The organism is Actinomadura formosensis NBRC 14204 (assembly GCF_001552155.1).
Lineage (GTDB): Bacteria > Actinomycetota > Actinomycetes > Streptosporangiales > Streptosporangiaceae > Spirillospora > Spirillospora formosensis.
Genome location: NZ_BCQQ01000122.1, coordinates 1 through 21,519, shown reverse-complemented (window position 1 = coordinate 21,519; position 21,519 = coordinate 1). Strand labels below are relative to the sequence as shown.

At 70.7% G+C, this 21,519-nt stretch carries 24 protein-coding genes, 1 tRNA gene and 2 pseudogenes; 16 read left to right on the top strand and 11 right to left on the bottom strand.

Going from position 1 to position 21,519, the window contains the following annotated elements; all coding sequences use genetic code 11:
• On the top strand, positions 1 to 286 hold a 286-nt coding region (locus AF1_RS25940; protein WP_169804058.1), incomplete at its 5' end, for a YceI family protein.
• Positions 287 to 408: 122 nt separating this feature from the next.
• Here AF1_RS25940 and AF1_RS25935 read toward each other — a convergent pair.
• A complete protein-coding gene (locus tag AF1_RS25935) occupies positions 409 to 1,338 on the bottom strand; it encodes a LysR family transcriptional regulator (RefSeq protein ID WP_067804656.1) in 930 nt (309 codons plus the stop codon).
• 122 nt (positions 1,339 to 1,460) lie between these two features.
• Here AF1_RS25935 and AF1_RS25930 point away from each other — a divergent pair, with 122 nt between their 5' ends.
• Entirely contained in the window at positions 1,461 to 1,739 is a 279-nt protein-coding gene (locus AF1_RS25930) for a hypothetical protein (RefSeq protein ID WP_131732462.1), read from the top strand.
• Complete coding sequence (locus AF1_RS25925) at positions 1,736 to 2,170, top strand: pyridoxamine 5'-phosphate oxidase family protein (protein WP_067804652.1); 435 nt, start codon at positions 1,736 to 1,738, stop codon at positions 2,168 to 2,170. The genes AF1_RS25930 and AF1_RS25925 overlap by 4 nt, the downstream gene beginning before the upstream one ends.
• Positions 2,171 to 2,362: 192 nt before the next feature.
• Here AF1_RS25925 and AF1_RS35700 read toward each other — a convergent pair whose 3' ends face one another.
• The 3 genes and pseudogenes from AF1_RS35700 to AF1_RS37120 form a co-directional block, all read right to left on the bottom strand.
• The gene (locus AF1_RS35700; protein ID WP_174548895.1) at positions 2,363 to 2,686 is read right to left on the bottom strand and encodes a hypothetical protein; all 324 of its coding nucleotides are present in this window, start codon (positions 2,684 to 2,686) and stop codon (positions 2,363 to 2,365) included.
• Positions 2,671 to 2,961: a hypothetical protein gene (locus AF1_RS36625; RefSeq protein WP_067804649.1), complete on the bottom strand. Its 291-nt coding sequence runs from the start codon at positions 2,959 to 2,961 to the stop codon at positions 2,671 to 2,673. The genes AF1_RS35700 and AF1_RS36625 overlap by 16 nt, the downstream gene beginning before the upstream one ends.
• A 32-nt stretch (positions 2,962 to 2,993) precedes the next feature.
• A pseudogene (locus AF1_RS37120) lies at positions 2,994 to 3,143 on the bottom strand (FMN-binding negative transcriptional regulator); the annotation flags it as partial.
• A gap of 15 nt (positions 3,144 to 3,158) precedes the next feature.
• Between AF1_RS37120 and AF1_RS25910 the strand changes: the two are divergent.
• The gene (locus AF1_RS25910; protein WP_067804646.1) at positions 3,159 to 3,722 is read left to right on the top strand and encodes an ABC transporter permease; all 564 of its coding nucleotides are present in this window, start codon (positions 3,159 to 3,161) and stop codon (positions 3,720 to 3,722) included.
• Positions 3,723 to 3,725: 3 nt separating this feature from the next.
• A pseudogene (locus AF1_RS37185) lies at positions 3,726 to 5,141 on the top strand (ATP-binding cassette domain-containing protein); the annotation flags it as partial.
• Positions 5,142 to 5,263: 122 nt separating this feature from the next.
• Here the strand turns inward: AF1_RS37185 and AF1_RS33730 are convergent.
• From AF1_RS33730 to AF1_RS25880, 4 genes are all read right to left on the bottom strand, one after another.
• A complete protein-coding gene (locus AF1_RS33730; protein WP_084263344.1) occupies positions 5,264 to 6,037 on the bottom strand; it encodes a class I SAM-dependent methyltransferase in 774 nt (257 codons plus the stop codon).
• A 5-nt stretch (positions 6,038 to 6,042) separates the two neighbouring features.
• Complete coding sequence (locus AF1_RS25895; RefSeq protein WP_067804637.1) at positions 6,043 to 7,104, bottom strand: aspartyl/asparaginyl beta-hydroxylase domain-containing protein; 1,062 nt, start codon at positions 7,102 to 7,104, stop codon at positions 6,043 to 6,045.
• The gene (locus AF1_RS25890) at positions 7,101 to 8,474 is read right to left on the bottom strand and encodes a M28 family peptidase (RefSeq protein WP_067804634.1); all 1,374 of its coding nucleotides are present in this window, start codon (positions 8,472 to 8,474) and stop codon (positions 7,101 to 7,103) included. Before AF1_RS25890 ends, AF1_RS25895 begins: the two co-directional genes overlap by 4 nt.
• A 419-nt stretch (positions 8,475 to 8,893) precedes the next feature.
• Positions 8,894 to 10,060 (bottom strand): cytochrome P450, encoded by a 1,167-nt coding sequence (locus AF1_RS25880; protein WP_067804628.1) that lies wholly within the window; start codon positions 10,058 to 10,060, stop codon positions 8,894 to 8,896.
• A 309-nt stretch (positions 10,061 to 10,369) separates the two neighbouring features.
• Between AF1_RS25880 and AF1_RS25875 the strand changes: the two genes are divergently transcribed.
• A complete protein-coding gene (locus AF1_RS25875) occupies positions 10,370 to 11,002 on the top strand; it encodes an MFS transporter (RefSeq protein ID WP_067804626.1) in 633 nt (210 codons plus the stop codon).
• The gene (locus AF1_RS25870; protein WP_131732460.1) at positions 10,972 to 11,601 is read left to right on the top strand and encodes an MFS transporter; all 630 of its coding nucleotides are present in this window, start codon (positions 10,972 to 10,974) and stop codon (positions 11,599 to 11,601) included. The genes AF1_RS25875 and AF1_RS25870 overlap by 31 nt, the downstream gene beginning before the upstream one ends.
• Here AF1_RS25870 and AF1_RS25865 read toward each other — a convergent pair.
• A protein-coding gene (locus AF1_RS25865; RefSeq protein ID WP_242608680.1) for an IS5 family transposase occupies positions 11,580 to 12,376 on the bottom strand; the annotation gives its coding sequence in 2 pieces (ribosomal slippage) (positions 11,580 to 12,034 and positions 12,034 to 12,376; 798 coding nt in all). The two genes, AF1_RS25870 and AF1_RS25865, sit on opposite strands and share 22 nt — an antisense overlap.
• Positions 12,377 to 12,598: 222 nt before the next feature.
• Here AF1_RS25865 and AF1_RS25855 point away from each other — a divergent pair.
• The 3 genes from AF1_RS25855 (at position 12,599) to AF1_RS25845 (ending at position 14,253) form a co-directional block, all read left to right on the top strand.
• Positions 12,599 to 12,898, top strand: a complete 300-nt coding sequence (locus AF1_RS25855; protein WP_067634761.1) for a DUF6247 family protein — start codon at positions 12,599 to 12,601, stop codon at positions 12,896 to 12,898.
• Positions 12,895 to 13,152 (top strand): hypothetical protein, encoded by a 258-nt coding sequence (locus AF1_RS25850; RefSeq protein WP_067804608.1) that lies wholly within the window; start codon positions 12,895 to 12,897, stop codon positions 13,150 to 13,152. Before AF1_RS25855 ends, AF1_RS25850 begins: the two co-directional genes overlap by 4 nt.
• A gap of 576 nt (positions 13,153 to 13,728) precedes the next feature.
• Positions 13,729 to 14,253 (top strand): tyrosine-type recombinase/integrase, encoded by a 525-nt coding sequence (locus AF1_RS25845; RefSeq protein WP_131732459.1) that lies wholly within the window; start codon positions 13,729 to 13,731, stop codon positions 14,251 to 14,253.
• 207 nt (positions 14,254 to 14,460) lie between these two features.
• Here the strand turns inward: AF1_RS25845 and AF1_RS25840 are convergent.
• Positions 14,461 to 14,534: transfer RNA gene (locus AF1_RS25840), tRNA-Arg, on the bottom strand.
• Positions 14,535 to 14,659: 125 nt separating this feature from the next.
• On the opposite strand from AF1_RS25840, the gene AF1_RS25835 reads away from it, so the two are divergent.
• The 6 genes from AF1_RS25835 to AF1_RS25810 all read left to right on the top strand — a co-directional run bounded on the left by AF1_RS25835 (position 14,660) and on the right by AF1_RS25810 (position 20,299).
• Positions 14,660 to 15,451 carry a phosphotransferase enzyme family protein gene (locus AF1_RS25835; protein WP_242608678.1) on the top strand — a complete coding sequence of 264 codons (792 nt, stop codon included), beginning with the start codon at positions 14,660 to 14,662 and terminating at the stop codon, positions 15,449 to 15,451.
• The gene (locus AF1_RS25830; RefSeq protein WP_067804600.1) at positions 15,426 to 16,331 is read left to right on the top strand and encodes a cobalamin biosynthesis protein; all 906 of its coding nucleotides are present in this window, start codon (positions 15,426 to 15,428) and stop codon (positions 16,329 to 16,331) included. The genes AF1_RS25835 and AF1_RS25830 overlap by 26 nt, the downstream gene beginning before the upstream one ends.
• Positions 16,328 to 17,857, top strand: coding sequence for a cobyric acid synthase (locus AF1_RS25825; protein ID WP_067804595.1), 1,530 nt, complete (start codon positions 16,328 to 16,330; stop codon positions 17,855 to 17,857). Before AF1_RS25830 ends, AF1_RS25825 begins: the two co-directional genes overlap by 4 nt.
• A gap of 43 nt (positions 17,858 to 17,900) precedes the next feature.
• Positions 17,901 to 18,527, top strand: a complete 627-nt coding sequence (locus AF1_RS25820) for a DUF1444 domain-containing protein (protein ID WP_067804592.1) — start codon at positions 17,901 to 17,903, stop codon at positions 18,525 to 18,527.
• 102 nt (positions 18,528 to 18,629) lie between these two features.
• Positions 18,630 to 19,268, top strand: coding sequence for a LysE family translocator (locus AF1_RS25815; RefSeq protein ID WP_067804589.1), 639 nt, complete (start codon positions 18,630 to 18,632; stop codon positions 19,266 to 19,268).
• Between the two features lie 71 nt (positions 19,269 to 19,339).
• Complete coding sequence (locus AF1_RS25810; protein WP_067804586.1) at positions 19,340 to 20,299, top strand: alpha/beta hydrolase; 960 nt, start codon at positions 19,340 to 19,342, stop codon at positions 20,297 to 20,299.
• Here AF1_RS25810 and AF1_RS25805 read toward each other — a convergent pair.
• A partial coding sequence (locus AF1_RS25805) for a protein kinase domain-containing protein (protein WP_067804583.1) occupies positions 20,296 to 21,519 on the bottom strand: 1,224 nt, incomplete at its 5' end. The genes AF1_RS25810 and AF1_RS25805 overlap by 4 nt on opposite strands.

The following is a 21,519-nucleotide window of genomic DNA, read 5'->3' as shown; positions in this document are numbered from 1 at the left end:
CCCGGGCGTGACCGACCACCCGGTCATCACCTTCATCTCGACGGAGGTGGAGCAGACCGACGCCGCCTTCAAAGTCACCGGTGATCTCAGCATGCGGGGCGTGACCAGATCGGTCACCGTCAACGTGGAGGTGACCGGCAGCGAGAACGGCGTGCGGGTCGGCTTCAAGGGCGGCGTCACGATCGACCGCAACGACTGGGGTGTGAACGGGAACGCGGCGACCAAGGTCATGATCAGCCCGAGAGTGGTCGTGGATTTCGAGGCCGCGGCGATCCGGCGGTCCTGACAGGCCCGCCTCTACCCGACCAGCGACCGCCGACGAGCACGGGTGCGGCTCTCCTGGTGGGACCTGGTGAGCTGGGCGAACCCCCGCGGAAGAGCCCGCATCCGGCCGGCCGGGTGGTGAGGTCATCGCTCGGTCGTCGGTGGGATGGCTTCGTCGTGGGCTTGGACGTGGCGGAGGAATGCCTTTGTGGGCGCGGTCATGTGCTGGCGGTGCCAGATGAGGACGTGGGGCCGGTGGATCGCAGGCCGGGTGAGGCGGATCGTCCGGAGGGATGTGCCGGCGCGGGCGACGGCGGTCTCCGGTAGCAGGGCGATGGCGCGGCTGTGGCGGAGCAGGTCGGTGAGGGTGTTGAGGTCGTTGGTCTCGGCCTGAACACGAGGGGTGAAGCCGACGTCGGCGCAGGCGGCTTCGAGAGCGGCGCGCAGGCCGGTGCCCTGGGTGAGCGTGAGGAAGGGCTGGTCGCGGAGATCGGAGAGCGTGGTGGTGGCGGACTGGGCGAGTGGATGGTCCGGGGCGGCGGCCAGGACGAGGGGTTCGGTGCCGACGGTCTGGGAGGCCAGCACGTGCGGGAGGTGCCGGCCGGCGGGTCCGGCGGGGAGCCGGTCGGCGGACAGGCTGATGAGGGCGGCGTCGAGGGCGCCTGAGGATATGTCGTTGGTGAGGGCTTCGGGGTCGCCGGTGTGCAGGACGAGGCGGACCTTGGGGTAGTGGTGCTGGAAGTCGCCGAGACGTGTGGTGAGCCATTCGGGTGGGCACGGGATGGTGCCGACGGCGAGGCGTCCGGCGAGATGGCCGTGCAGGGTGGCGACCGCGTCCTGTCCTGCGGTGGTGGCGTCGAGGGCCGCTCGGGCGTGCGGTAGGAAGGCCTCGCCCGCGGGGGTGAGGCGGACGGGCCGGTCGGAACGGTCGAAGAGGCGGTGGCCGAGTTCGCGTTCGAGTTGAGCGATCTGCTGGCTGATGGCCGGCTGCGCCACGTGGACGCGGGCTGCCGCGCGGGTGAAGCTCGACTCCTCGACAACGGCGACGAAGTAGGCGAGTTGCCGCAGCTCCATAAGTTTCCCTTATCTAACGCCATAGCGTTCATATCTTGGACTTTTGCGAGGCAGGCAGGCAAGGTTGCGATGCAGGAGCGGCGGACCCGGCCGCTCACCGACACCGGACGGGAGCAGGCCGAATGCCCGAAGTACACCGTGATGAGGCGGCGCCGCCATCGACGGGAATGCAGACGCTGATGGTGTGGGCCGCGGTCCTGCCCACGCTCACGGCCGTCCAGATGTCCCTCGGACATGTGCTCGGCCGGCTTCCGGCGATAGTGCGGCCCATGATCGTCGCCACCGTTGTGGTGCCGATCGTGATGCTGGTGGTGATGCCGCGGTTGCGCCGGCTGCACGAACGGTTCGGCGTCAGGCGGTCGGGAACGAGGAAATCCGGGCCCGAAATGAGCCGTCCATGACCGGCACCCTGCCGTCCTGGCCGCCTCGCACCATCGCGATCCTCACGACCCTGAGCGGTCCGCCCGACCACGGCCCGCACGCCATCCCGGTCTCCGCGCCCGTCCGCGCCGATGACCACACCGTCCTGCTGGCCCTGCACCGCACCCGCGGCTCCCTCGCCCGGCTGCGTGAGCGTCCACACGTCGCCTTGACCGTCCTCGCCGAGAACGACATCGCGTTCACGGTTCGCGGCACGGCGCGGGTTGTCGACGAGCCCATGGCGGCCGACCCCGACTATGTCTCGGTGGCCATCACCGCCACGGACATCGATGACCACCGCCAACCCGGCTTCGTCGTCGAAGCCGGCATCGACCGCCGATGGATCGACACCGAGCAGAGGGACGCCCTCGCCGCCCGTGTTCGAGCCCTCACCACTGCCACCTCGGCCTGAGACACACTGCGCGCAACGGAGGCCGGCCGCACGACCGCTCGCCGGGCTGGGCGGCAGGTCAACGGGAAATGGTCTTCGAAGCCCGGCCCGTACCGCGGCGAGCACACCGACCAGGCCGGTGCATCGATGCCTGGGGTGGGCCGACTGCTGTTGCTTCGTGTGCCGCCGATGTGGCGGGTCGCGGGTCTGGTGTCAGTGCCAGCTGGTTCCGGCGGGCACCGGGAAGGTGGTGTTGATGCGGTTGAGGAAGTTGGTGATCGCCACCATCAGCACCGGGGCTCCCAGTTGCCGTTCGTCGTGGTGCCTTGCGGCCTTGGTCCAGATCTCGTCGGTGACCGCGCCGGACAGATCGACACGGCGCCGGGCGCTCGCCCACTGCGTCATGTGCACATGGGCGTCCCAGAACCCGGGCAGCAGAGTGCAGCCGCCGGTGTCAACGGCCTCATCGACGGGACCGGGTGGGAGGTCCTCGGTGATGGCCGCGATGCGGCCGTTGCTGATCAGCACGTTCGCCACCGGTCCGCGCGAGCCAACCGTACCTCGCGCAGCAGCAGCGCTCCGGGCATGCCGCGGCTCACGACCGCACCCAGCGTGTGCACGCGCCGCATCTCCCGGGCCAGCCGGGTGTCCCCGGGCGAGTCGGTGCTTCCCAGACCGTCGATAACCCGCTGGACGATCTCTGCGGGCTTGTCCTGACTGAGCTTGTGATCGCCCACCACCCTCGTGGGGCGCAACCGGAAACCGGCGGTGTACGGGGCGATGGAGCGCGCATAGCCTTCCACGGTGTCCATCCGCCACGGGTGCGGCCGGGCCCCCTCGAATGCTCGACGGTACGACCGAGGACCCGATAGGTCTCCTCCGGACCGAGCGGCTCGGGCCGGCCGTGCAGGTGCACGACGACGAAGTTCCAGGCCGGCACGTATGGGCCGGCCCTGTACAGGGACGGTGAAATGTATCCGTTCGGGCCGGCCACGATGACCACAGCCTCGTGGTCGCTGTCGTCCTCGGCTCCGTCGCCGGATACTCCGGTGGCGTCGTCGACGCGGTGGTCAGCCGCGTCATGGATGTCTTCTTCGGCTTCCCGATGCTCGTCGGGATGATCGTGGTGCTCCAGACCTTCGACGTGCGCAGTGTGCTGAGCGTCTCGCTGGTGCTGACGCTTTTCTCCTGGCCGGTGCTGACCCGGATCATGCGATCCTCGGTGCTGGTGACCCGCAATCTGGACTACGTCACTGCGGCGCGCGAACTCGGGGCCGGCCCCATCCGCGTGCTGACGCGGCACGTCGTGCCGAACTCGATCATGCCGGTGGCCGTGCTGACGAGCCTGCACATCGGCAGCGTCATCACCGCCGAGGCGGCGCTGACGTTCCTCGGCGTGGGGCTGAGGGCGCCCGCGATCTCGTGGGGCGTCCAGCTCAACACGGCCCAGCAGTACTTCTCGTCCGACCTCCACCTGCTCGTGTTCCCGGCCCTGTTCCTGTCGGTCGCGGTGCTCAGCTTCGTGCTGCTGGGCGACTGCCTCCGCGACGTCTTCGACCCGAAGCTGCGGTGACCCATGACGACCATTCCGTCCGCCACTCCGTCCGTGCGGGCCGATCCGCTGACCACGCTCCCCGGCTATGACGCCGATGCCGCGGTGCTCGAACTCGCGGGACTGCAGATCGAGTTCGGTGATCGGGACGGCCGGATCCGCGTTGTCGACGGTGTCGACTGCGCGGTCGCGGCCGGCGAGACTCTCGCCGTCGTCGGCGAATCCGGCTGCGGCAAGAGCATCACCGCCCGCGCGGTCATGGGCATCCTGCCGCCCGGGGCCGGGATCGCGGCCGGAGCGATCCGGCTGCACGGCGTCGACCTGCTGGGGCTTGACCGGCGGCGGCGACGGCGGCTGCGCGGCGACCGCATCGCGATGATCTTCCAGGACGCGCTGTCCGCGCTGAACCCGGTGCTGCCGGTGGGCTACCAGATCGCCGAGGTCTTCCGGGTGCACCGGCGGATGTCCCGCCGGGAGGCGCACCGGAAGGCGATCGAGATGCTCGAGCGCGTGCGCATTCCGGCCGCCGCACGGCGCGTCCGCGACCATCCCCACCAGTTCTCCGGCGGGATGCGGCAGCGCGTCATGATCGCGGTGGCGCTCGCGCTCAACCCCGACGTGCTCATCGCCGACGAGCCGACCACGGCCCTCGATGTGACCGTCCAGGCACAAATCATGGAACTTCTCGCCGACCTCCAGGCCGAGCACGGAATCGGCCTGCTGCTCATCACTCACGACATGGGCGTGGTCGCCGACGTCGCCGACCGGGTCATGGTCATGTACGCGGGGCGCGTGGTCGAGCGGGCCCCCGCCCGCGACCTGTGCACCGCACCGGCGCATCCCTACACCAGAGCGCTGCTGAACGCCATCCCCGGACGCGGCTCCCGCGGGCGGCCACTGGCCGTCCCTCCAAGGCGCGCCACCCGATCCCGCGAACCGGCCCGCCGGGTGCGCGTTGCAGCCGCGGTGCCCGCTGGCGGACGCGTCCTGCGCGACGGACCCGCCACTGTACGAGGTGGCGCCTGGACGCTCCAGCGCCTGCCACCGCTGGACGGAGGTGACCATCGGATGAACAGCCAATCAGTGGTCCTTAATGCGCGCGACCTCGTCAGACATATCCCGGTGGCCCACGGCGGCCTTTTCCGGCGCTCCTCCGGAAGCGTCCGAGCAGTCGACGGCGTGAACCTGGAGTTGCGCCGCAGTGAGACGCTGGGCGTGGTGGGAGAGTCCGGCTCCGGAAAATCGACCCTCGCCCGCCTGCTGACCGCCGTCGACCACCCGACCTCCGGGGAGATCTCGGTGCTCGGTGAACGGATCGACCACATGCGAGGCAGGCAACTGCAGCGGGCCCGCAGGCACATCAAGCTCGTCTTCCAGGACCCGTACACCTCGCTCGACCCGCGGATGACGGCGGAGGCGATCGTCCGGGAACCGCTCCTCATCCACCGCGACGCCGCCCCGCGCGGCGAGCACCGGCGGCTGGTACGCGAACTGCTGGAACCGACGCCGATGACCTGCACGCGAACTCTCCTCAGGATGAAGCGTGATGACGTTTGGGTCGGTCAGGTCGTACGGCGGGCGACCAGAGTGCCGGGGTCTTCGCCGTTGGCGACGGGGTGGAGGGCGGTTCCGGCCGTCGGGGTCAGCCCGACCGCCGCCAGGTCGGCGACGACGGCGTCCGGCCGGTGCAGGTAGTGGGCGCGTTCCACCACTTCGGTCGCCACCAGATCGCCTCGGTGGTACGTGCGGTAGACGAACCGCAGGTGCGCCTGGTCGTCGCCGTCGGGCCGCGCCTCGCATGACATCTCGTACCGGCAGTCGCCGAGGGTGGCCTCGTCGGCGACGTGCTCGGGCCAGTCCGGTACGGGTTCTGACAGCACCATGTCCATCGCCACCTCGCCGTCCTCGGCCAGATGTTCGGCGATCGCCTCGAAGAGAGCAGGCCGTTCGGGGTGCGGCACGTGCTCCAGCACACCCGCCAGGTACACGAAGTCGAAGCGGCGGGCCAGGTCGAAGTGGGGCGCCGCGCGGTCGAGCACGGTGACGCGGGCGCGCAGGTGCGGGCGTTCGGCGAGCTTGGCCAGCAGCACCGCGCGCATGGTGGCGGACCGCTCCAGGCACAGTACGGTGGCGGCTCGCTCGGCCACGGCCAGCGTGATCCGGCCGGTACCCGCGCCGATCTCCAGCGCGTGTCCACCCTGGGGTGCGCGGCCGGCGAAGAACCGGGGGTCGGGGAGGGCGCCCTCTCCGCGGGAGGCGCGGAAGAGATCGTAGTAACCGGGCTGGAAGGCGTACGGGTCGGTGCCGAGCGGAGCGACCCGGGCGGGGGAGGACATGCGAGTCACCTGCCTGTCTGGTCGTTACGCGGGCGCGTCGTCAGATGATCGTGCGTGGCCGTCGTCGTCCGACCGCCATGGGTGGGCTGCGCCGGGCGTGTCCACTCGCGGAGAGCGCGGCCGGCGCGTTCCCTGATCCGCACCTGGCCGGTGGACTCGATGGCGATGGTGCGTTCCTCGCTCCAGCCGCTGAGGCGGAACTCGCCCAGCCCGAGATGCACCAGGCCGAAGGCGGGCTCGCCGTCGATGGCGAGGACGAGCCGGTCCTCGTGCACGAGGACCGCGGCGTCGCTGTCGGGCCTGGCCTCGACCTCCTCCTCTGACCACTGCGCGAAGTCGCCTGGCAGCCGGAACCGGCAGCACAGCCGGTCGCGTTCGGACGCGGTGAGCGGCACCGGATCGCGGGCGAACATCACCTCGCTCAGCGGCAGCAGCTCCCGGAACTCGTCCGGCAACAACCCGACGACCTCCCGGCTGACCAGGCAGTCGAGCACCATGTGCACCCGAGGGCGGTCCCCGCCGTTCGCCACGTAGTGCCTTCGGCCGAAGTCGCCGAACCACAACCGTCCCGCCGTCCAGTGCTCGGACACGCCGTCGATGACCACGACGGCGTCCGGGTTGGTGTCGATCGGCACGTGCAGCCGCAGGAGCCCGCGTTCGAACCCGTACTTGTAGTCGCGGTGCTCGTGCACGGTCGCACCCGCGCCCAGGGCGATCAGCCGTACGCCCCGGACCGGCGCCGGCAGGGCGTCGATGACCTGTGCGAGGGCCGGGGCGCCGGCCAGCCACGGGGTGTCGGCGAAGTCGGTCAGGCCCGCGCCGCCCGGGTCGGTCCGTACCGGATCGCCGCCGACGCTGCGCAGCGGCAGGATGCGCCAGTCCACGCCGGACTCTGTGGCGGCGCCGTCCTGGCTGTAAGCGCGCTGGGCGCGCCACCGCCGGTGCCGCAGCAGGTCGAGGTCGGCGCGCAGCGCGTCGACGTCGAAGCTGAGCCGCATCGGCGACGACGGCGGGTAGGCGGCGGGCGGATCCGCCAGCGATTCGATGGCCTGGTGGTACGTCGTCATGGTCGCTGCTCCTGGGCGCCGCCGGCGGGCAGATCGGAGACGTCGAGGGCGAAGCGGCCCACGGCCCACGCGATGGCGGGCACGTTCTCATCGAGAGCCCGGCGGTCGAGGTTGCTGATCGTGTCGCATGGCTGGTGGTAGCAGGGGTCGTACAGCTGCCCGGCCGTCCCGCCGAACCGCGCCGCCTGCGCGGCGGTCTTGACCCCGAGGACGCCGCCGTTCAGGCCGCCGACCGGGATGCCCGCGGCCATGAAGGGCTCGTGATCGGAGCCGACGGCCCGCAGGTCGTGGCTTTCGTAGGGCAGTCCGGCGCGGTCGAAGTAGTCCTTGAAGACCTTCTCCACGACCTGCGAACCCGCCGGGCCCGGCGGGGTGCCCGGCGGCTGCTCGCTCGCATCCCCGTCGAGAACGAACCGCACCCCGTTCGGCGCGGCGATCAGTTCGAAGTTGAGGTAGAGCGCGATCTTGGCGCGTTCGGCCGGTGGCAGGTTGCGCACGTAGTAGTTGGAGCCGATGTCGATGAGCTCCTCGGCCCCCCACAGCGCGAACCGTACTTTGTGGCGCACCTTGTCCTGATGGGGAGCCAGCCGCAGCGCGGTCGCCATCAGCGCGGCGGCCGCGGCGGCGTTGTCGTTGATGCCGGGTGCTTCGGTCACGCTGTCCAGATGGGCGCCGGCCATGACGGTGCGGTCGTCGCTGCCGCCGCGCGTCTCGGCGAACAGGTTGGTGGTGACTCCCGCGACCTCGTGCCCGCGTAGGTCGAGACGCAGCCGCACCTGGTGCTGCGCGGCCTCCTGGGCGAGCTGTTCGGCCTGCGCCTGCGTGACGCTGGCCACCGGGATGGTGAACGCCTGCGGGTTGAACGCGTGCAGCCGGTAGATGTTGTTCGGACTCGGCGTGGACAGGTAGATCAGCATCGCCCGCGCGCCGAGCCCGGCGGCAACGCGTTGCTGTGCCGTGTAGCCGCAGGATCCGCGCTGTACGAGCACGATGGATCCGGCCACGGGCAGCCCGTCGTAGTCGGCGGCGGAGCATCCGGCGGTGTCGCCCGTCGTGGCCCGGGGCACGACGAGGTGGGCGTCGAGACCGCCGGGCGGGGTGACGGGTGACCAGCGCATGACCAGCGCGCGCACCTGCCGGGCGGCGGGCGCGGTCACCGTCGCGCTCTCCGCGTCGACCCGATAGTCGGTGTACGGCACTTGCTGCTGGTGAACGCGGTAGCCGGCGGCGGTGAGCACCTGGGCGGCGTAGCGCGCGGAGGCCTCGAACCCCGGCGTGCCGGTGGCGCGCACCCCGCCGTTCCGTGCGGCGATCTGGTCGAGGACACGCAGGTGCCGCCAGGCGTCGCCGCCACTGGTGGACCCCGCCAACAGCCGCGCCAGCCACAGCTCCCCAGACCTACCGCCCGAACGACCTGCCGCCACGTGGGCGGACGCCGCGTGGGCCGATGTCGCGTGGGGTGAGGTTGCGGCGGCGTGGGGGGTGGCGGACGGTGGAGCGACCGAAAGGATGGTGGCGGTTATGGTGACGAGGCCGGTCACCAATACGGATTTTGTGCGAACGAACACCCTCATCAGCGCTCCAGAGGAAGACATGTAATGCCAAGAAACAGAAACCATGCTGATATGCGCAGATAGTCTCTGAGGCTGGCCGCGCGGTGAATAATGAATGCCCGGCATATCGGGGCGGGTGGGAAGCGTGCCCCGATATGCCGGGCACCCTCTATGTCACTCAGTGGAGGTAACGCATCCGTGCCACCTCCTTTCTGTCAAGACGGATCTGAGGTCGGTCAGCTGAGGCGGACTCTGAGTCGAGCCACGCCTCGCAGCGTGAGGTTCCGGTGGTAGACGGGCTCGTCGGCAAGGCGGATGCCTGGGAACTCGGTCGCGAGCAGGCCGAGGAAGACCTGTGCCTGGAGGACCGCCAGCGACTGCCCGAGGCACGAGTGGGCGCCCCGGCCGAACCCCAGATGCGGGTTGGGATGGCGGGTGAAGTCCAGCTCGTCGGGCTCGGCGAACTTGGCCGGATCCCGGTTCGCGGCGGCCAGCAGCAGCGTCACCGCTTCGCCGGGCGCGATGACATGGCCGCCGACGCGCGTCCTCCGTACACACGCCCGCCCGTCGGCCTGCACCGGCGTCACGTACCGGACCAGTTCCTCCACTGCGAGTGACAGGTCAGCCCGGGTGAAACGTGCCAAAATGTCCGGCGCGTTCAGCAGGATGACCAGAGCGTTGCTGAGCAGCCGCCCCGCCGATTCGAACCCGGCGTGCAGGACGGCCCGCAGCGTGTTCAGCAGCACCGGGCGCGCGATGCCGGAGCCGGGCGCCTTGGCCGCCACATGCGCCACCAGCCCGTCCGCCGGCGGGTCGTCCAGCCACCGGCCGGTGTATTCGGCCAGCTCAGCGCGGGCTCGCACGGCGGGTCCGGCGGTCTCCGGCCAGATCCCGGCGTCCATGCCGTTCACGATCGTCTGCGACACGGGCAGGAACCACGCGGCGTCGATGGGCGGCACCCCGAGCACCGCGGTGATGGTGTCCAGTGCGAGTGGCGCGGTGAGGTCGGACACGCAGTCGAACTCCCCGGCCGCGCGCAGCCGCTCGGCTCGGGCGCGGACCTGCGCGGCGATGCGCTCGCGCAGCATGCCCAGGTCGAGACTGCGGACCGCGTCGACCATGAAGTGCCGGATGGCCGTGTGCTCGGGCGGGTCGAGTGACTGGATGCTCAGCAACGGCTCCGGTACGACCTCGCCGATCCGGCGCCAGTCCGAGGCGAACGATTCCGTGTCGCGCAGCACCGCGGCGCAGTCGTCGTACCGGGTCACCACCCAGGAGTCGAGGAAGGCGCTGCGGTAGACGGGCGCGCTCTCGCGCAGGCGGCCGAAGAGGGAGTAGGGATCCAGCAGCGCCGCGGGCTCCGCGAGTCCCGCGGCCGGGTCTGCGGCCGGCGCCTCCGACATATCGACCTCCTCGCACGGACGGCTACCGGCGAGCGGCCTCAGGCCCGTTCGTCGCATCCCGGACGGGGTTGCCGAGAGGGCGACGGCGCTGTCGCTCAGGTTTCCGATAGATCATCCGAAACATGATCTTTACCGATGGTAAATGGGCAAGGCGGAATTGCCGAGTGCCGGATCCGGCCACCGGCCTTCCATATCCCCGCACGCTCCGCTATGGCATGATCTTGTAGTTCCGCCTCACCGCCGAGGAGGTCGCCTGTGAGGGTTCTGCTGACCAATCGTGGGTTCCGGCTCCTGATCATCGGCTAGTCCTTGTCGACCCTGGGTGACCGGGCACTCATCATTGCCTTCGGCATCTGGGTAAAAGAGCTGACCGGCAGCAATGCCGCGGCGGGCGGCGCGTTCTTCTTCGTCGCCCTGCCGTTCCTGTTCGCCCCGTTCGCCGGGGTGCTCATCGACAGGTTCCCGCGGCGCCAGATCTTCATCGTGACCAACCTGGCGATGGCGGGCGTCATGCTGCTCGGCCTGCTGGTGCGCGGCGAGGGCCAGGTCTGGCTGCTGTACGCGACCATCCTCTGCTACGGCATCGCCGCTGTGATCATCACCGCCACCCAGGCCGCCCTCGTCCCGGCGATCGTGGACGAGGACGCACTCCCCGACGCCAACGGCCCGCTGCAGACCTCCGCCGACGGAGTGAAGTTGCTGGCTCCCCTCTTCGGCGCGGCGTTGTTCACAGTGGTGGGCGGCCACGCAGTGGCTCTGCTGGACGCGGCGACGTTCCTGGTGGCCGCGGTATGCGTGTGGCTCATCCGGGCGCCCGGTGACCAGCGTCACGTCACCGGTGCACTGGAGTTGCGCGAAGAGGTGCTGTCGGGCCTGCGTCACATCTACCGGTCCCGCCACTGCGCACGCTGGTGGGCGCACTGGGCCTTGCCATGCTGGTGACGGGCTTCTCTCAGACTCTCATCTTCTCCATCGTCGACGACGGGCTTCACCGCGCTCCCGTGTTCGTCGGCGTGCTGAGCAGTGTGCAGGGCGCGGGCGCGATCTGTGCCGGCCTGGCGGCGGGCGCCGCCATCCGCCGCGTAGGCGACCTGCGCACGGTGATGCTGGGCATCGCCCTGGTCACGGTGGCGTCCTTGGTCTATCTGGCGCCCGCCATCCCCCCGGTGGCGGTGGGGGCGTTCCTTTTCGGCTTCGGCATGTGCTGGACGACCGTCGGTCTGGTCATGGCGGTGCAGCGACGAACGCCCGACGCCCTGCGCGGCCGAGCACTGACCGCGGCGATGGGCGTCGTCAGCACTCCGCAGACCGTCTCCATCGCCCTCGGCACGGCACTGCCCCTAGTCGTCGACTACCGGGTCCTGCTGGTCCTCATGGCCGCGGTCACCGCCGTGTGCGCCATCTGGCTGGTACGCGTACCGGCCGAAACCGAGCCGCAGGACCCTCCGCGCAAAGACCTCGACCCGGCACCCCGAAAACCTGAGCCTTCGGTTCGCTCGCCGGGCACTAAGAAGTCATCTCATTTGGCGAGGCGGCGGTGACAGATGAGGGTGGCGGCGATGCCGACGAAGGCGAGGAAGTGCTCGGGTTTGCGTTCGTAGCGGCGGTGCAGTCGGCGGCAGCCGCTCAGCCAGGACACCGTCCGTTCCACCACCCAGCGGTGCCGCCCGAGCTGGTCGGAGGACTCGATGTCGCGTCGGGCGATGCGCGGGGTGATGCCCCGCCTGTGTAGCCAGCGCCGCAGGTCGGCGTAGTCGTAGCCCTTGTCGCCGTGCAGCTTGGCCGGGCGGCGCCGGCGCGGCCCGTGCCGGGAGCGGATCGGCGCGATGCCCCGCACCAGCGGCTCCAGCGCGAGCTTGTCGTGGGTGCCGGCCGCCGAGATCCCGACAGACAGCGGCAGGCCGGCACGATCGACCAGCAGATGGATCTTCGCCCCACGCTTGCCGCGGTCTACAGGATTCGGGCCTGTCAGCTCCCCCCTTTGGCGGCGCGGACACTGACCGAGTCGATCGCGCACCGCGACCAGTCGAGTTCTCCGCGCGCGCCCAGCTCGTCCAGCACCAGGCGATGCAGCTTGCCCCACACCCGCGCGGCCGTCCACTCGGTGAAGCGCCGGTGCGCGGTAGGACCCGACGGCCCGAACACCGGCGGCAACTGCTGCCACGTACAACCCGTGGTGGCCACGAAGATGATCGCCGCCAGCACCTCACGATCCCCGTACCGGCGCCGGCCACCCCCCTGCGGCCGCGTCGGAGCGGGCGGCACCACCCGCTGGAACAGCTCCCACAACTCCTCGGGCACCAGCCGCTCGACCATCTCCACGACCGCAGGCTACCGCCACCAAACCAAATGAGATGACGTCTTAGAAGTCCGAAGCTCTCCGGTGGCTCCGTGTCCGCGCCCACCTGCGCGTACTCTCCGGCAGTACCGTGCGCCACGCAAGATCATTCGTGCATGTTCCGGATCTTGCTCGTGAGGCCACTCTCTGCTCCGCGGGAGTCTCCACGCCCTGCCGGGCTCACAGGTAGATTGGACATCATGACCGCTCAGCCCGAGGAACCGACCGCGCCGCGCGATCCAGGTGAGGATCCGGCCGCGATCTTCGATGCGCTCCCGCCGGCGCATCGTGACCAGTTCCGGGCCGAGTATGACGAGGCGCTCGACGCGGCTCACGACCTGGCGCGGTTCAAGCAGGTCCAAGCCCTGCTGCGCCGGTGGCGCCTGCGGGCCATCGCCTACGACCGTCCCGGCTACGAAGAAGCGGTGCAGGACGCCCTACAGGGCAGGGAAGACAGCTTCGTCCGCTACACCCCTCCGGGCTGGGAAGGCCGGGTGTGACGTACCGCTGGGACGGCTTCCACGGACGCGCGCTGTACGAGCTGAACGGGCTCCCCAACGAAGTCCGCGACGGCCCACTACTTGAGCGCCTCCTTGACCTCCTGGAAACGCCATGGGATGCGGTGCCTGAACGGCCAGGCCAGACAGCCATCCGACACGCCTTCTTTAGCGCGAACGGCGAGGGCATGCTCACGCTGCTGGTCGACGACGAGGCTGAGACGCTGCGCATCATCGACATCCTGTGGATGGGGTAGCGGCGTAGCCGCTGTTCTTCCCCACCTTCCTTCCCCCGACCCGTCGAGACCTGTACCTAGCGGCGGACGGGTTCTGTCAAGGGTGGCGTAGCCATCACGTAGTGACGCCCGAAGGGCGCCCTTGACAGGTTCCGGCCGCCGCCATCCTCAACACCCCGGGTCGGGGGAGCCCCGCACCCTTCCAGCTCGGCTATCAACGATGCGCTGCCGCGGGTTAGGCTCCCGGAATGCTGTCTCGCGTGCTTCGACGCATAGCGGTTGTGCTGGTCGGCTGGCTGGGGTTGGTTCTGGTGCTGGTCTTGGCATTGGCCGGGGAAGCGCTGTGGTGGGTGCGCTGCTTGGAGGCTCTCATCGGGGCAGCTCTGTTGTGGTGCACATGGGTTCTTTGGCGCAGGTGGCTTCGCTGAATGAGTGGCGGCGGCGCGCCCCCGCGTTGGCCGTTCGGGGCGGGGCCGGCGGGCGTGGCGCGATGCGCGGTCCGGCGCGGCCGTCCGGTGACCGGCGCCCACGCCGCACGCTCCGGGCGGCCTGGCGCGGGGCCGCGCAGCGGTCTGAGCGCCGCCGCCCCTTGACCGCGTGAAGTGGCGTCCGCCAAAGCAGAACGGGGCCGTTGACCGGCGCGTCGTGGTGAACCCGGCCCAAGCTCGGGAACTGCTGACGGCGGTGTCCTATGTCGGCCGGTCGCGCGGGCCTCGGCTGCGGACGATGTTCGCGTGCATGTACTTCGCCGGCCTTCGTCCGGCTGAGGCGGCGGGCCTGCGGCGGCAGGACTGCGAACTTCCGGCAACCGGCTGGGGCCTGATCAACCTCAAGAAGACCCGGCCCCAGACGAACAAGCGGTACACCGACTCGGGGGAGACCTTCGACGATCGGGGCCTCAAGCATCGGGACGATGACATCGTCCGGCCGGTCCCGATCCCGCCTGAGCTGGTGGCGATTCTTCGGGAACACCTCGACACCTTCGGGACGGCCGAGGACGGACGGCTGTTCGTCACCAGTAGCGGCCGGTCGTTCTCTGGCTCGGCCTACGCGCAGGTCTGGAAGCGGGCTCGCGCCCTGGCCCTCATGCCCGAACAGATCGAGTCCCCGTTGGCGGCATGATCGGCAACTGTGGTGGAGAGGCTCCGGGGCGTTCCGGGGCCTCTCTTCTCTTGTGTGCTGACCTGGGCAAACGCGGCCCAGGTCATTCCGCGTATATTCCGGGAGCGGTGCCGCGCGGCTGCCTTCGGTGGCATCCGGCTGCATCCGGCGGAACCGGAGCGAGAGAGATCCTCGCAGGTCAAAGCCTTGATCGGCTGATAAGAGGGGCGCGCCCGGCAGGATTCGAACCCGCGACCGTCGGATTAGAAGTCCGATGCTCTGTCCAGCTGAGCTACGGGCGCCCGGCGCCCGGCGGGACGCCGGGACACAGTGTAAGGGTGCGGGTCCTTCAGCTCCACATCTATCACGCCACCACCATGGGTGAACGGGCCGTGGGGATGGGGTTGGGGATCTATCTTTGGGTGCTGTGGCGGTGGACATTGAGGTGCCGCTCTCCGGCGGGGACGTGTCGGAGGGTGTGGTGCGGGTCGGGGAGACGGTGCGGAGGCCGTTGCGGGCGCACAGCCCGGCCGTGCACGGGTTGCTGCGGCATCTGGAGAAGGTGGGGTTCGACGCGGCGCCGCGGGTGCTGGGGGTCGATGAGCGGGGGCGGGAGGTGCTCAGCTGGGTGCCGGGGGAGGTACCGCATCGGCCGCTCGCGGCGTATGTCGTTTCGGAGGACGCGCTTCGGGGTGTCGGGCGGCTGCTGCGGCGGTACCACGAGGCGGTCGCGTCCTATGAGGTGCCGGAGGGGACGTACTGGGACGAGGACACCTCCAATATGGACGGGGAGCCCGAAGTCGTCGGGCACTGCGATGTGACCCCGGAGAATGTCGTCTTCCGGGCCGGTGTGCCCGCGGCGCTGATCGATTTCGATCTGGCGCGGCCCACTACGCGGTTGTTCGATGTGGTCACGGCGTTGCGGCATTGGGGGCCCATCGAGGATCCGGCCGATCGGGATGCGCTGTTGTACCGGGCCGATGTGGGGCGGAGGCTGCGGGTCTTCTGTGATGCGTACGGGTTGGAGCGTGAGCTGCGGCGGGACGTGCTGCCGGCGGCGCGGGTGAGGTTCGAGCGGTCGTATCGGGCGATGAGGGAGAGGGCGGAGCGCGGTGGGGGATGGGCCCGGATCTGGCAGGGCGGCGCGGGGCCGCGGATTCGGCGGGCGCAGGACTGGCTGGAGAGGCACTGGGATGAGCTTGATGCGTGTCTCTGCTGAGGGGCTCGTGCTGGGGGTCGTGCTCGACGCCTTTCTGGGGGATCCGCGGCGGTGGCATCCGGTCGCGGGGTTCGGGCGTGTCGCCGGGGTCGTCGAGCGGTGCGTTTACGCGGATTCCCGGTGGCGTGGGATCGTCCATGCCGGGGTTCTCGTGGGGGGCGCGGGTGCGGTCGGTGTCGTGTTGGAGAAGGTGAGCCGGCGGCCTGTCGTGCACGCTCTCAGCACGGCCGGGGTCACTTGGGCCGTGCTCGGGGGGACGTCGCTCGGGCGTGAGGGGCTCGTCATGGCCCGGGTGCTGGAGCGGGGGGATTTGGAGGCGGCCAGGGAACGGCTTCCGCATCTGTGCGCACGGGATCCGAACGGGCTGGACGCCGCCGGGGTGAGCCGGGCGGTTGTGGAGTCGGTCGCCGAGAACACGTCGGACGCTTCGGTGGCCCCTTTGCTGTGGGGGGCGGTGGCGGGCATTCCCGGGTTGCTGATGTACCGGGCGGTGAACACGCTCGACGCGATGGTCGGGTACCGGAATCCGAGGTATGAGCGGTTCGGGTGGGCGGCGGCCCGGCTTGACGACGCCGCCAACTGGGTTCCCGCGAGGGTGACCGGGGCGCTGGTCGTGGCCTGCTCGGGGGGCGGGGCCTGGCGGGTTCTCCGCAGGGACGGGAGGAAGCATCCGAGTCCCAATGCCGGACGGGTCGAGGCGGCGTTCGCCGGGGCGCTCGGTGTGCGGCTCGGGGGCGTGAACGCTTACGGGGGGCGGGTCGAGCGGCGGCCCGAGATGGGGGACGGCAGGGCTCCCGAGGTGCGGGACATCAGGAGGGCCGTCCGGCTGTCGGCGGCGGTCACGTTCGCGGCGGCGGCCGTCATCGGGGTGCTGCGGTGAGCGGGCTCCTCGTGGCGGGGACGACGTCCGATGCGGGGAAGAGCGTCGTCACGGCGGGGTTGTGCCGGTGGCTGGCCAGGCAGGGGGTGAAGGTCGCGCCGTTCAAGGCCCAGAACATGTCGCTGAATTCGATGGTGACGGGGGACGGGGCGGAGATCGGGCGGGCGCAGTACATGCAGGCCCAGGCGGCGGGGGTCGAGCCCAGGGCCGTCATGAATCCCGTGCTGCTCAAGCCGGGCAGTGATCGGCGCAGTCAGGTCGTCCTTCTGGGGCGGCCGGTGGCGGAGGTCGATGCGCTGCAGTACGGGCGGCACAAGGAACGGCTCAAGGGTGTGGTCCTGGAGAGTCTCGCCGAGTTGCGCGCCGAGTACGACGTCGTGGTGTGCGAGGGCGCCGGGAGCCCGGCCGAGATCAATCTGCGGGCCGGCGACATCGTGAACATGGGGCTGGCGCGGGCGGCGGAACTGCCGGTCGTCGTCGTCGGCGATATCGACAGGGGCGGTGTCTTCGCGTCCCTGTACGGGACGGTCGCCCTGATGGAGCCCGCGGATCAGGCTCTCGTCGCCGGGTTCGTCATCAACAAGTTCCGGGGCGCGCACGAACTGCTGGAGCCGGGCTTGGAGCAGCTGCGGATGCTGACCGGGCGCCCGACGCTGGGCGTGCTGCCGTGGAAGCTCGGGCTGTATCTCGACTCCGAGGACACCCTGGCCTTGGATGCGCCGAGGCCGGACGCGAAGGGGCCGTACGGGAGAGAGACGCTGCGAATAGCCGTCGTCCGGTTCCCGCGCATCTCGAATTTCACGGACATGGACGCCCTGGCCTGCGAACCGGGGGTCGTCGTCCGGTACGCGGCGAGCGCGGGGGATCTGGCCGAGGCCGACCTCGTCGTCCTGCCGGGCACCAGGGCCACGGTGAACGACCTGGCCTGGCTTCGCGACAGGGGAATGGCCGACGAGATCGAGAAGCGGGCCAAAGAGGGGCGGCCCGTGCTCGGTATCTGCGGCGGCTACCAGATGCTCGCCGAAGAGATCGTGGACGACGTCGAGTGCAGGGCCGGACGCGTCCAAGGTCTCGGGCTCCTGCCCGCGCGAGTCGAATTCGGGGAGGAGAAGACCCTCGGGCGGCCCACGGGACGCGCCTATGGCGAGGACGTCCATGCCTACGAGATCCACCACGGAATCGTGACCGCGCAGGGAGAACCTTTCCTGGACGGCTGCCGGAAGGACGCCGTGTGGGGGACGACCTGGCACGGCGCCATGGAGAACGACGGGTTCAGAAGGGCGTTCCTCAAGGACGTGGCCGAGCGGGCGGAAAGGGACTTCACCCCCGCGCCCGGCGTGTCGTTCGCGGCGCTGCGGGAGGCGACCCTGGACGCGCTCGGCGATCTCGTCGAGGAGCACCTCGACACCGGCGCCGTGTGGCGGATCATCGAGCGGGGCGCGCCGCCGGGCCTGCCGGTAGTCCCTCCCGGCGGGGCACCGGAGGCGCCGTCCGGTCACGCACGGACGTCCCCGCCGCGGCGGTAGGGTGAGCCACTCAGGCCGCAACAGGCATCAGGAGGAACGTTCCGTGACCGAGCCGCGGTCCAGTCTCATCGTCCCGCTGCTGAAGGCACGGGTGCCGGCCGAGATCCAGCTGGAGTTCCCGCTGCCCGCGGAGGAGGAGCCGATCCGCGACCCGTTCGCCGGTGACCTCTACATCACCTACGCGCTGGAGATCGCCGACGAGGGCGCCCCGTCCGGCCGCCGCTACGAGCATGTGGCCCGCCGGCACTGCGCCGAGCTGGGCGTGGCGCCGGGCGAGCTGCGCCGCCGCGCGGTGATCAACCTGCGCGACCTGCGGCCGGAGCTGGGCCTCAGCTGGTACCCCGACGTCCGCGCCGTGACGGTGTCGCTCGGTGGGGCGGCCGGGCGCGGAACCCTGGAGTCGGGGCTTCTGCTGGACGACGGGTTCCTGGAGAAGCTGGCCCAGGACGTGGAGGGCGATCTCGTCGTCGCGGTGCCCGCGCGCGATGTGTTCGTGGCGTCCGGAACCGGCCATCCGGACGGCATCGACCGGTTGCGCTGGGCGGTCGCGCAGGTGTGGGCCCAGGACCGCGACGCCGCCGACCCCGCGTGGGAGGTGCCCGCCGGGAACCTGCTCACCCACAACCTGATGGTGCGCCGCGGCGGTGTGTGGGACGTCCTCCCGGGCTGAAGGGCACCACGGAGGGGACGGCACGCGCCGCGCCGGCATGCCGCTCCGCTCGCTCGGATAACCGGTGGGGAACGCCGGACATGCGGCGTAGTTTGTGCCGACATGGTTTCGCTGCATCAGCTACTGGCCTTCTCGGCGGTGGCGCTGGCCATCATCGTCATCCCCGGGCCGTCCGTCCTGTTCGTGGTCGGCCGGGCGCTGGCGCACGGTCGCCGCACCGCACTCGCCGGTGTCGTCGGCGGGGTGCTCGCCGCGCTCGTGCTGACCGTCGCCGTCGCGGTCGGCATCGGATCGCTCGTGGAACGCTCCGTGGTCGTGTTCAGCGCGCTGAAGATCGTGGGCGCGGTCTACATCGTCTACCTCGGCGTCCAGGCCATCCGGCACCGGCGCTCGCTGCGGGAGGCCATCGGCGCGGACGGTCCGGGCGCCGCCGGTGGCCGGGCGCTCCGGCAGGGCTTCGTCGTCGGCGTCACGAACCCGAAGACGACGGTGTTCTTCGCGGCCGTGCTGCCGCAGTTCGTCGTCCGCGAGCAGGGGCACGTCCCGCTCCAGATGACGGTCTTCGGGGCGGTCTTCGCGGTCATCATGCTGCTCAGCGACAGCGTGTGGGGCATCGCCGCCGGGACGGCCCGCGACTGGCTCGCCCGCTCGCCCCGCCGCCTCGCCGTGCTCGGCGGCACCGGCGGCCTGATGATGATCGGCCTCGGCGTCACCATCGCCGCCACCGGCCGCAAGGACTGAACCCCGCCTCGCCCGGCTGCGGGACGCCGGCCCTCCACCCGTACGCTGGGACTCTGCGGATGGGAGGAAGCGTGGACGTGACGGACGACGTGCTCGGCCCCGGATACGAGGCGATCGAGCTGCCGATGGGCCGGGACGCCGAGGGCGAGGTCGTGGCGACGCTCGTGCGGCGGCGCCGCACCGACCCGTCCCGGCGGGCGGTGCTGTACGTGCACGGCTTCATCGACTACTTCTTCCAGAAGCACCTGGCCGACTTCTACATGGACCTCGGCTTCGACTTCTACGCGCTCGACCTGCGCAAGTACGGGCGGTCGCTGCGCCCGCACCAGACGCCGAACTACGTCGAGAGCCTGTCGGACTACTTCCCGGAGATCGACGAGGCGGTCCGGATCATCCGGGACGTGGACGGCCACGACACGCTTCTGCTGAACGGCCACTCGACCGGCGGCCTGATCGCCGTGCTGTGGGCCGACAGGGTCCGGGGCAAGGGCCTGGTGGACGGCCTGTTCCTCAACAGCCCGTTCTTCGACCTCGCCGAGCCGCTCCTCATGCGCAAGGCGGGCGCCGGGCTCGCGCGGGCGCTGCGGTCACGGTTCCCGAAGGCCAAGCTGCCGGCGGGCGTGTCCGACCTGTATCCGCGCAGTCTGCACCGCGAGCACGAGGGCGAGTGGGACTTCGACCTCGGCTGGAAGCCGCTGCTCGGGTTCCCGGTGCGGGCGGCGTGGCTCGCCGCGGTCCGCCGCGGTCAGTTCCGCCTGCACCGGGGCCTGGACGTGGACGTGCCGGTCCTCGTCATGGCGTCGGCGCGCAGCATCCGCCCGACCCGCAGGGTGCTGGACGTGACGGGCGCCGACGCCGTCCTGGACGTCGAGCACATGGCCCGCTGGGCGCCCAGGATCGGATGGCATGTCACGCTCGTCCGGATCGAGGGCGGCCTGCACGACCTGGTGCTGTCCGCCGAACCCGCCCGCACCCGGGTGTTCGAGGAGCTGACCCGCTGGACGAACGGCTACCTGCCCGCCGGGGCCTAGCCGCGGATCTTCGACATGTCGAAGTCGTCGAAGTCGGCGACGATCTGCTCGGCCGCGTTGCCGCCCCGCTGGATCTGCAGCCCGACCCACCCGTTGGGGAGCGGCTGGTCGGTGTCGGTCTCGTCGATGACCTTCTCGCCGTTCACCCAGAGCCGCAGCCGGACCTTCGGGCCGTCCTTCTCCTGACCCTCGCAGGCGGCCTGCACCTTGTTCGGCCCCTTGGCGTCGAAGCCGGGGACGGAGTCGGGGGTCGCGAGGTCCTTCGTTCCGCGGTCCGCGTTGACCTTGCGGAGCACCGCGCCCTTGCCGTCGTGGCGGACGAGGAACATGTACTGCTTCTTGTTCTTGTCCTCTCCGGTCGCCCGGCAGAGCAGGCCGAACATGCTGTCCGCGGCACCCTGCTCGACGGACACCGTCACGGTCGCCAGGATCGGGTCGGGGAAGTCCTCCACCCTGGCCTTCGGCACCCAGCGCGCGACCTCACCGGCGGTGGTGCTGGTCTGCATGCGGTACTTGCCGTTCTCGTAGCCGTAGGTGTTGTCGTACATGTCGCCCCAGTTGGAGCCGGTGTTGGAGAACGCGTCGCTGAACGCGGTCGCGAGGTCGTCGGGCGGGCCGTCCGGACGCAGGACGGTGAGCCCGACGACGGCGAGCAGGAGCACCGCGACGGCCGCGCCCCCGATGAGCAGCGGGCGGCGGGGAAGACTCCCGCCGCCCGGCCGGGGGCCGGGACCGGGGCGGGTGTCGCGGCGGGTGGTGTCGGTGCCGTGCGGGGCGGCCGGCTGCTGGAACGCCGTGGGCGCGGCGGCCGGCTGCGTGGCGGGTCCGGCGGCGGGCCGGTGCCAGCCCGCCTGGACGGTCTCGGCGAGCGTCGCCGGGTCCGTGGTCCCGTTGCCGACGAGCCGCCCGAGCACCTCCTGGACGGACGGGCGGCGGCGCGGGTCCTTGTCGAGCGCGGCGGCGACGACGTCCCGCAGGCCGGAGTCGAGCCCGTCCAGCTTCGGCTCCTCGTGCACGACGCGGTAGAAGATCTCCGGGACGGTGTTGCCCGCGAACGGCGCGGCCCCCGTCCCGGCGTAGGCGACGACGCAGCCCCACGAGAACACGTCGGACGTGGGCGTCACCTGCTCGCCGCGCAGCAGTTCGGGCGGCAGGTAGTTCGGCGTCCCGACGAACTGCCCGGTGCGGGTCGGCCCGTCGGAGGCGTCGAGTGCGCGGGC